The sequence below is a fragment of the Agrobacterium sp. A3-95 genome (assembly GCF_053521785.1).
On the sequence record NZ_JBNWDR010000012.1, the window covers coordinates 222,054 to 230,323 of the forward strand.

Sequence of the window (8,270 nt, forward strand, 5' to 3'; positions counted from 1 at the left end):
AACCTCCCACGGAAGCTTCATCCAAATGCGATTGGAGGTTCTGCGTTTTTCAACATTCCAGTTGGCGCGGTGTGGGCAATCGGTAGCAAAGCAAAGCTTTGATCTCGCGCAGCATTGGAGCCGGGCGCAGTGATGATCCCGGCATAGGTGCCGGGATCTTGTCTCCGTGTTACTAGTCCAGGCGGAAGATCGGTCCGGATGTGGACGAGATGGAAAATCCCAGCCTTTCAACGGTGCTCGGCCAGATGGTGTGCGGCCCCGCATTGTTGCGGCTCCTGCTGCCCTTGAACGCCGCCGTCACATCACGCTTCAGGCTTGAGCCGGCACGCATGGACGCCCCTACTCTGCCGCGAGCGCCAGTGGCTGCCCTACGTGCTCGACCGTCTCTTTTTCGGCACCTGCCTTGGGTGGCTTGATCCGGAACCAGACAGCATAGAGGGCCGGAAGGAAGAGCAGGATCATCACCGTGCCTGCTGCCGTTCCACCGATCAGGGTATAGGCCATCGACCCCCAGAATACTGAGTGGGTCAGAGGTATGAACGCCAGGATAGCCGCGAGAGCCGTCAGGATCACGGGTCGTGTCCGCTGCACTGTCGCTTCGATAACGGCATGATAATCATCGAGCCCTGCCGCCTTGTTCTCCTTGATTTGCTCTGTCAGGATAAGCGTGTTGCGCATCAGGATACCCGCCAGTCCGATCAAGCCGAGAATGGCGTTGAAGCCGAAAGGCTGATTGAACAGGAGCAGGGTCGGAACCACCCCGGCAAGACCAAGCGGCGCTGTCAGCATCACCATTGTCATTGTCGAGAGACTGCGAACCTGCAGAATGATGACGATCAGCATGGCAGCAATCATCACCGGGAAAACCTGAGCGAGTGCCGTATTCGCCTTGAGAGACTCCTCGATGTTGCCGCCCATCTCGATACGATATCCAACGGGAAGCGACGCGATGAGTGGCTGCAGAGCTTTCATAACCTGCTGGGAAACCTCCGGAGGCTGCGTCGCCTCGTTGATATCAGACCTGATCGTGATGACAGGCGTGCGGTCACGACGCTTCAGGATAGGTTCTTCAAACCGGATTTCGGAGTGCCCGAGTTGATCCAGCGGAACCTGACGGCCATCCCTGCTCATTAGAGAGAAGTCGGCAAGACGTGACGGATCGAGGCGGTTTTCGCCAGCACTGCGAGCGACGACGGGCACGTTGCGGATATTGTCGCGCACCTGCGTAACGGGGATGCCGGAGAGCAGCATCTGCAACTGCTGGGCTGCCTCCGATGGAGAAAGACCAATCAGATTGAGCCGCTCCTGGTCGGGCACAAATCGCAGAACGGGTGTTCGGTTGCCCCAGTCACGGTTGGCTTGGCGAACATCGGGTATAGTATTCATGATCGCCAGAGCCTGCTCAGAAATCCTATAGAGTTCATCCTGATCGGGACCCATGATCCGGAACTCGACCGGGAACGGCGTGTAAGGACCAAACACAAGCTGGGTGACGCGGACGGACGCTTCAGGAACAAGACCCTCCGAAATAGCTGCACGAAGGCGATGCTTCAGTTCTTCACGTGCGTGGGCATCGGGTGTGAGCACGACGACCTTGGCGAAGGCAGGGTCAGGTAGTTCCGGTGCCATGGCAAAGAAGAACCGGGGTGCGCCCTGCCCTACGTAGGACGTGACGATATTGGTCTCAGGCTGAGTTTGCAGCCAGTCCTCGACTTTCTTCACCGCAGATGTCGTCGCCTCGATGCTCGTGCCCTCGGGCATGCGCACCTCGACCAGCACCTCAGGCCGATCCGACGTCGGGAAAAACTGTTGTTTCACGCCGCCCATTCCAACGACCGAAACGGCCATGGAAATGCCGACCACGGCGCAGACCATGAACTTATGGCGGACAGCGAACTCGATGACGGAGCGCAGACGGCGATAATTCGGCGTGTCATAGATGGCGTGATGACCGCCCTCGACCGGCTTGATGTTGGGCAACATCTTCACACCGAGATAGGGCGTGAAGGTGACGGCGACGATCCAGGATACGATGAGCGCAAAGCCCACGACCCAGAAGATGTTACCGGCATATTCGCCTGCGGTCGACTTGGCAAAACCCACGGGCATCAGCCCGATGATCGTGACCAGCGTGCCGGACAGCATCGGCGCTGCCGTATGGCTCCAGGCATAGGCGGCCGCCTTGATGCGGTCCATGCCCTCCTCCATCTTCACCACCATCACTTCGATGGCAATGATGGCATCGTCAACTAGAAGGCCAAGCGCGAGGATCAAAGCGCCAAGCGTGATGCGGTCGAAGAAGCGCCCGGTCTCCAGCATGATGAGAAAGACCACCGCAAGGGTGAGTGGCACAGCAAGAGCGACAACAATACCAACGCGCCAGCCAAGTGCCACCAGACTGACAAACAGAACCACGCCAAGCGCCATCGCGAACTTGAGCATGAACTCGCCGACGGCTTCATCGATGTTGACGGCCTGGTCGCTGACTTTGGTAAGCGTCATCCCCAGCGGCAACGTTTGCGCAATGGCGGCAGAGCGAGCCTCAAGCGCCTTGCCGAGATCAAGACCGTTCCATCCCGCCTGCATCACCGCACCCAGCATGATTGTCGGTTCACCCTCGTGGCGGATGATATACGTGGCGGGATCCTGATAACCGCGTCGCACCTCTGCAAGATCGGAGAGCTTCAGGGTTCGTCCAGCAGCAACGATCGGCGTGTCGGCAATCGCCTGCACACTGTTGTAAGCTCCGTCGAAGCGGATAAAGACCTGTGGGCCTCGTGTGTCGATTGAACCCGCAGGCGTGACCGTGTTCTGTCGCTGCAACGCAGAAGCGATATCCTGCGCGGATATGCCGAGTGTCGCGAGCTTCGCATAGGAGAACTCGACGAAAATCTGCTCGGGGCGCTCGCCGACGATATTGATTTTCTTGACGCCAGGCACGTGCAGGAGGTCCTGGCGGATGACTTCCGCTTGCCGAACGAGATCGCGCATCGGCATTCCCTTTGCCTTCAGGGCATAGAGGCCGAAACTCACGTCAGAATATTCGTCGTTGACGAATGGGCCCATGACGCCCGGGGGGAGATTGCGGGCTTCGTCGCCAAGCTTCTTGCGCGCCTGATAGAACTCTTCTGCAACCGCACTTGCCGGCGTGTTATCCTTGAGGGTGACGGTCAGGAAAGCGTAACCTGGCCTCGTTGTGGTCTCGACGCGGTCGTACCAGGTCAGTTCCTGAATACGTTTCTCAAGCGGCTCGGCGACGAGGTCCTGCATTTCTCGCGCTGTTGCACCCGGCCAGACTGACGTGACCGTCAATGTCTTGATGGTGAAGGACGGATCCTCGGCGCGCCCCAGCTTGACGAAAGCGTAGACGCCGGCTGCGGCCAGCAGCACGATAAAGAACAGGGTGATGGCGCGTTCGCGAACCGCGATGGCTGACAGGTTGAAGCGCATTAGTTTTTCACCTCTTGGCTCGAGGCAATCCTGACGGTTGCGCCATCGTCGAGAAGATGCGCGCCGAGGGCAACGACCTGCTCCCCGGTGCCGATCCCCGTGACAAATGCCGTCTCCTCGCCAATCTGCTGAACTTTAATCGGGGTGAACTTCACCTTTGACGTTGCGCCGTCAACGATCCACACACCTGTGCGATTACCGTCGTCCAGAATGGCGCCGACGGGCACGGTGACTTCCGACTGGCGTTCGGCATCCGGTGTTCTGATTGTTACAGTGGCGCCAAGCGGTGCTGAGGCCGCATCACCCTCAAGAATGTAACGCGCTTCATAGGTTCTCGTTTGAGGATCAGCCGAATCGGAGATTTGTCGCAGTCTGGCGTTTCCACTAAGCCCGTCGCTTCCATAAACACTGGCCTGTGCTTCCGATCCCACCTTAGGTCGCAGTGTCTCAGGCAGCCAGACGACCGCCTCGCGAGGGCCCGCCTTTGCGAGTTGAACAACCGTCTGGCCGGCGGCGACCACTTGTCCCGGATCACCGAGAGTTTCGACGACCGTTCCATCCGAGTCAGCAACAAGAGTGGTGTAGGTTGCCGCATTCTCGGCAACCTCCGCTTCGGCCTCGGCCGCCGCGAGCTGTGCTGTCGCTGTATCGAGAGCCGCCTTTGCCTGTTCATAACGCTGGGGCGTGGCCGCCAGGCCATTCTTGACCAGTGCCGCATAGCGCTTCTCATCGGCTTGCGCCTGAAGCAGAATAGCACGCGCTGATATGACCGAATTCCGCTTTGCTGTCAGTGCAAGCTGAAGATCGGTCTCATCAATGCGCATCAGCGGTTGGCCCTGTTTGACCTGCTGACCGACATCGACCAGCCGCTCCACGATTTTACCGGGAACGCGAAATCCGAGATTGCTTTGAACGCGCGATGCGACCGTCCCGGTGAATGACCGGTCGGCCCTGCCGGTCCTTTTCGCCTCCGCAATCCTTACCAGTGGTGAAGCCGTCCTTGGGTCTGCGGCCTCGGCTTCCCGTTTTGGGGTTTCAGAAACGAGGAAAAAGGCGGCGGCCCCAGCCGCTGCGACAAGACCCACGACAGTCAGGACATGTTTGCTTTTCATTGTAAGTTCTCTTCTTGACCAGCGGTGCAAATGATTTAGATTGCGATCTAAATCTATATGCGTTATAAATGTCAAACGAAATCTAACCGGAGGTCGATATGAGAGTGAGCCGGGCACAAGCCGAGGAAAATCGGGAGACGGTGATCAACGTTGCCAGCCGTCTGTTTCGCGAGCACGGATTCGATGGCATTGGCCTGAAAGATTTGATGAAGGGTGCAGGACTCACTCAAGGCGGGTTCTACAAGCAGTTTGCATCGAAGGACGATCTTGCAGCCCAGGCTTCGAGGCGCGCGATGGAAAGCGCTACACGCAGATGGTCTGAAGCGGCTGCGGACAGTTCCGATCCTCTCGAAGCAGTGATGGCGTTCTATCTGTCCAAGGACCACCGTGGAGAAAAGGCAGAAGGTTGCCCCCTGGTGGCACTGGGGTCGGACGCTACTCGGCAGAGTGAAGAAGTCAGGCGTCCATTCGAGGATGGGATACGCGCTCACTTCGAGGTGCTCAACGAACTGCTTGATGACACCAGAAGCTCCAATCCCAGCGGCAAGGCGATGGCGATCCTGTCTCTCATGGTCGGCGCCGTTACCCTGTCTCGGATCATGGAAGACGAGAATACGTCTCAAGGAATCCTCGACGCAGCGGCGGAGGAAATCAGGCGCATCGCAGGCGCTGATCATGCGGCCTGAGGATCGCGCTCGGTAGCTAGGGAAAACAAAAGCCAAACGCAGTCGCCGCGTCGGGTTCGGGCGGATGCGATTTAGGCACTGAAGAAACTGCATATCCGGAGAACAGGCCCTGACCGCACCGTCGGTCGGGATGCCGAAGGCATGCCAATTTAAACGAAGAACAGGTGTAAAACATGCGTCGTATCGTTGTCACAGGAATGGGAGCTGTCAGTCCCCTTGGAGCGAATGTCGGTATCTCCTGGTCGCGCCTGCTCGCGGGTCGAAGTGGTATTCGACGGCTGGGTGACGACGTGGTGGCGGACCTGCCATCGAAAATCGGGGGCGTTGTCCCCTCATTGATGGAAGATCCCGAGGGCGGCTTCGATCCCGACACCATTGTGGCTCCGAAGGACCAACGCAAGGTCGACCGTTTTATCATATTTGCACTGGCAGCCGCGGAAGAAGCGCTTGCACAAGCAAACTGGAAGCCGACCTCGAATGAGGAACGGCTGAGGACCGCGACGATTATCGCGTCCGGTATCGGCGGCTTTCCTGCGATAACCGAAGCGGTCCGCACCGTCGATCAACGCGGTGTCCGTCGCCTTTCGCCCTTCACCATACCGTCGTTTCTGGTCAATCTCGCAGCCGGGCATGTCTCAATCCGTCATGGCTTCAAAGGCCCTCTAGGTGCACCGGTAACCGCGTGCGCCGCCGGCGTTCAGGCAATTGGCGATGCTGCGAGGCTTATTCGGTCAAATGAAGCCGAAATTGCGATATGCGGCGGAACAGAAGCCTGCATGAACATCGTCAGCCTCGGAGGTTTTGCAGCCGCCAGATCTCTGTCGACTGCTTTCAACGAAACACCAGACAAGGCATCGCGCCCCTTCGACACATCACGCGATGGCTTTGTCATGGGCGAAGGAGCGGGCATGCTTGTCATTGAATCCCTGAGCCATGCGCTTGCTCGCGGCGCTACACCAATTGCCGAACTCGTCGGCTACGGCACGACAGCCGACGCTCATCACATCACGTCAGGACCAGAAGACGGGAACGGTGCCAAAAGAGCCATGGAGATCGCCATTGCGCAGGCAGGCATTTCCGCCCGCGAAATAGGTCATCTGAATGCCCACGCCACCTCGACCCCGGTCGGAGACCTCGGCGAAATCAGGGCCATCAAAAGTATCTTTGGTTCCGAGAAGACTGTCGCTGTCAGCGGGACGAAGTCAGCAACAGGACACCTACTTGGCGCGGCTGGAGGATTGGAAGCAATATTCACCATTCTGGCACTCCAGCACCAGATTGCGCCGCCAACTCTCAACCTGAATGCTCCGGATCCGGAAGCCGAAGGCATCGATTTCGTGGCGAACCACGCGCGCCAATTAGACGCTGAATTCGCAATATCCAATGGTTTCGGTTTTGGCGGTGTCAATGCGAGCGCAGTGTTCCGGCGGTGGCCGAAGGCAAACGGCGCTGGCTGAGAATCACCGTCGCGCCACCACACGCTGAAACTGTTTTCGCTTGGGACTTGAACGTCAATGAACCAAACCTTGGGCACGACACCGGACATACTGCACCTCAAACCGAGGATTGCCATTATAGGCGTCGGCGGCGGCGGTGGTAATGCGGTCAACAACATGATGGCGCAGAAGCTGCAAGGGGTAGAATTCATTGCAGCAAACACCGATGCACAAGCTCTCTCCATGTCTAAAGCTCCACGAGTTGTGCAACTCGGCCTGATCGCGACTGGCGGGCTTGGGGCCGGATCACTCGCCGAGGTCGGACAAGCGGCGGCCGAAGAAACGATCGACGAAATCATGGGACATCTGACCGGGACGCATATGTGTTTCGTGACCGCAGGCATGGGGGGCGGCACTGGAACGGGCGCCGCGCCTGTTATAGCTCGAGCTGCGCGGAAGGCAGGAATACTGACGGTCGGCGTGGTAACAATGCCATTCGCATTTGAGGGCATACATCGAATGCGAATGGCCCGACATGGGGTAGAGTGTCTAGCCGAAAGCGCGGATACCGTGATCGTGATCCCAAATCAGAACCTCTTCCGGGTGGCAGATGCCGCAACGACGTTTGCTGAGGCTTTCGAAATGGCGGATCGGGTTCTTTATGCAGGCGTCAGCTCCGTCGTCGATCTGATTGTCAGGGAAGGGCTTATCAATCTCGATTTCGCCGACCTAAGGTCAGTGATGCGCGGTATGGGCCGAGCTGTGATGGGCACGGGAGAGGCGGCAGGCGAAGGCCGTGCAAGAGCTGCCGCCGAAGCAGCGATTGCTAATCCGCTTTTTGACGACACATCGGTCAAAGGTGCCAAAGGGCTCCTCGTCTCGATTTCCGGTGGACCGGACATGACGCTGTTCGATGTGGACGAAGCAGCCACGCGCGTGCGCGAAGAGGTCGACGCTACCGCCGATGTCGTGATCGGCGCGACGTTCGACGATGCGCTTGCGGGTCGACTGAAAGTGTCCGTTGTCGCGAGCGGATTGCGACAACCGGCAGAGGTGATCTTTCTTGCGGAGCGCACGGGGTGAGCCTGCTCCTTTGCACCCTCGAGCGAGCATGTCCTTGCAGACTTGAGAGTGCCTGCGTGTCTGCTACCGCCCGGCCCAAGACAGGGCGTCATAGAAAATTCCAGTGAAATCGATCGAGAGGAAACAGCACATGCTGAAGCACTTCTTAGAAAAATGGCGTCTATGGGAAGAAGCATTCCTCGGTATCGATGATTTGCAGGGGGACTATCTCTTCTCCTTGGAAAAGCGCGTGGCTCGGCTCGAGGCAGCTACGGAGGCTTTAGATAGAAAACGCCTGCCTGCGACCTTGCCCGAATCTGCCGAAACAAAGCCACGTCGGTGACGCGGAAACCCTGATCACAGAGTGAATGCCGCTCTGAGCGCTTGAAGTGCTTGTTCCGGCTCGTGTTTTACAAAGGCCTAGGTGCACGCTATCAGAGCCCCACGTGGCTATACCGCCAGCAATTCATTTGCGGTATCCAACGCCCAAAACGCACGAAAGCCCTCTACGATGAGAGGGCTTT

At 58.2% G+C, this 8,270-nt stretch carries 7 protein-coding genes; 4 read left to right on the top strand and 3 right to left on the bottom strand.

Features of this window, described 5'->3' with window-relative positions:
* Nucleotides 1-172: 172 nt before the first annotated feature.
* From ACQZ5Y_RS25755 to ACQZ5Y_RS25765, 3 genes are read right to left on the bottom strand one after another with little or no spacing between them, the layout of a single operon-like run.
* Entirely contained in the window at nucleotides 173-331 is a 159-nt protein-coding gene (locus ACQZ5Y_RS25755; RefSeq protein WP_174060238.1) for a hypothetical protein, read from the bottom strand.
* 8 nt (nucleotides 332-339) lie between these two features.
* Nucleotides 340-3,450 carry an efflux RND transporter permease subunit gene (locus tag ACQZ5Y_RS25760; RefSeq protein ID WP_174060237.1) on the bottom strand — a complete coding sequence of 1,037 codons (3,111 nt, stop codon included), beginning with the start codon at nucleotides 3,448-3,450 and terminating at the stop codon, nucleotides 340-342.
* Complete coding sequence (locus ACQZ5Y_RS25765) at nucleotides 3,450-4,562, bottom strand: efflux RND transporter periplasmic adaptor subunit (protein WP_038494733.1); 1,113 nt, start codon at nucleotides 4,560-4,562, stop codon at nucleotides 3,450-3,452. The genes ACQZ5Y_RS25760 and ACQZ5Y_RS25765 overlap by 1 nt, the downstream gene beginning before the upstream one ends.
* Nucleotides 4,563-4,660: 98 nt before the next feature.
* Here ACQZ5Y_RS25765 and ACQZ5Y_RS25770 point away from each other — a divergent pair, with 98 nt between their 5' ends.
* The 4 genes from ACQZ5Y_RS25770 to ACQZ5Y_RS25785 all read left to right on the top strand — a co-directional run bounded on the left by ACQZ5Y_RS25770 (nucleotide 4,661) and on the right by ACQZ5Y_RS25785 (nucleotide 8,089).
* Nucleotides 4,661-5,248: a TetR/AcrR family transcriptional regulator gene (locus ACQZ5Y_RS25770; protein WP_003519277.1), complete on the top strand. Its 588-nt coding sequence runs from the start codon at nucleotides 4,661-4,663 to the stop codon at nucleotides 5,246-5,248.
* Between the two features lie 173 nt (nucleotides 5,249-5,421).
* On the top strand, nucleotides 5,422-6,705 hold the full coding sequence (fabF, locus tag ACQZ5Y_RS25775; protein ID WP_174060236.1) for a beta-ketoacyl-ACP synthase II: 1,284 nt from the start codon (nucleotides 5,422-5,424) through the stop codon (nucleotides 6,703-6,705).
* Nucleotides 6,706-6,762: 57 nt separating this feature from the next.
* Nucleotides 6,763-7,767, top strand: coding sequence for a cell division protein FtsZ (gene ftsZ, locus ACQZ5Y_RS25780; RefSeq protein WP_174060235.1), 1,005 nt, complete (start codon nucleotides 6,763-6,765; stop codon nucleotides 7,765-7,767).
* Between the two features lie 130 nt (nucleotides 7,768-7,897).
* Nucleotides 7,898-8,089: a hypothetical protein gene (locus ACQZ5Y_RS25785; protein ID WP_174060234.1), complete on the top strand. Its 192-nt coding sequence runs from the start codon at nucleotides 7,898-7,900 to the stop codon at nucleotides 8,087-8,089.
* Nucleotides 8,090-8,270 lie beyond the last annotated feature (181 nt).

Excerpts from the sequence above, each read along its gene's own strand:
- ACQZ5Y_RS25755 (WP_174060238.1), bottom strand. The coding sequence starts at position 331 with ATGCGTGCCGGCTCAAGCCTGAAGCGTGATGTGACGGCGGCGTTCAAG.
- ACQZ5Y_RS25760 (WP_174060237.1), bottom strand. The coding sequence starts at position 3,450 with ATGCGCTTCAACCTGTCAGCCATCGCGGTTCGCGAACGCGCCATCACC.
- ACQZ5Y_RS25765 (WP_038494733.1), bottom strand. The coding sequence starts at position 4,562 with ATGAAAAGCAAACATGTCCTGACTGTCGTGGGTCTTGTCGCAGCGGCT.
- ACQZ5Y_RS25770 (WP_003519277.1), top strand. The coding sequence starts at position 4,661 with ATGAGAGTGAGCCGGGCACAAGCCGAGGAAAATCGGGAGACGGTGATC.
- fabF (WP_174060236.1), top strand. The coding sequence starts at position 5,422 with ATGCGTCGTATCGTTGTCACAGGAATGGGAGCTGTCAGTCCCCTTGGA.
- ftsZ (WP_174060235.1), top strand. The coding sequence starts at position 6,763 with ATGAACCAAACCTTGGGCACGACACCGGACATACTGCACCTCAAACCG.
- ACQZ5Y_RS25785 (WP_174060234.1), top strand. The coding sequence starts at position 7,898 with ATGCTGAAGCACTTCTTAGAAAAATGGCGTCTATGGGAAGAAGCATTC.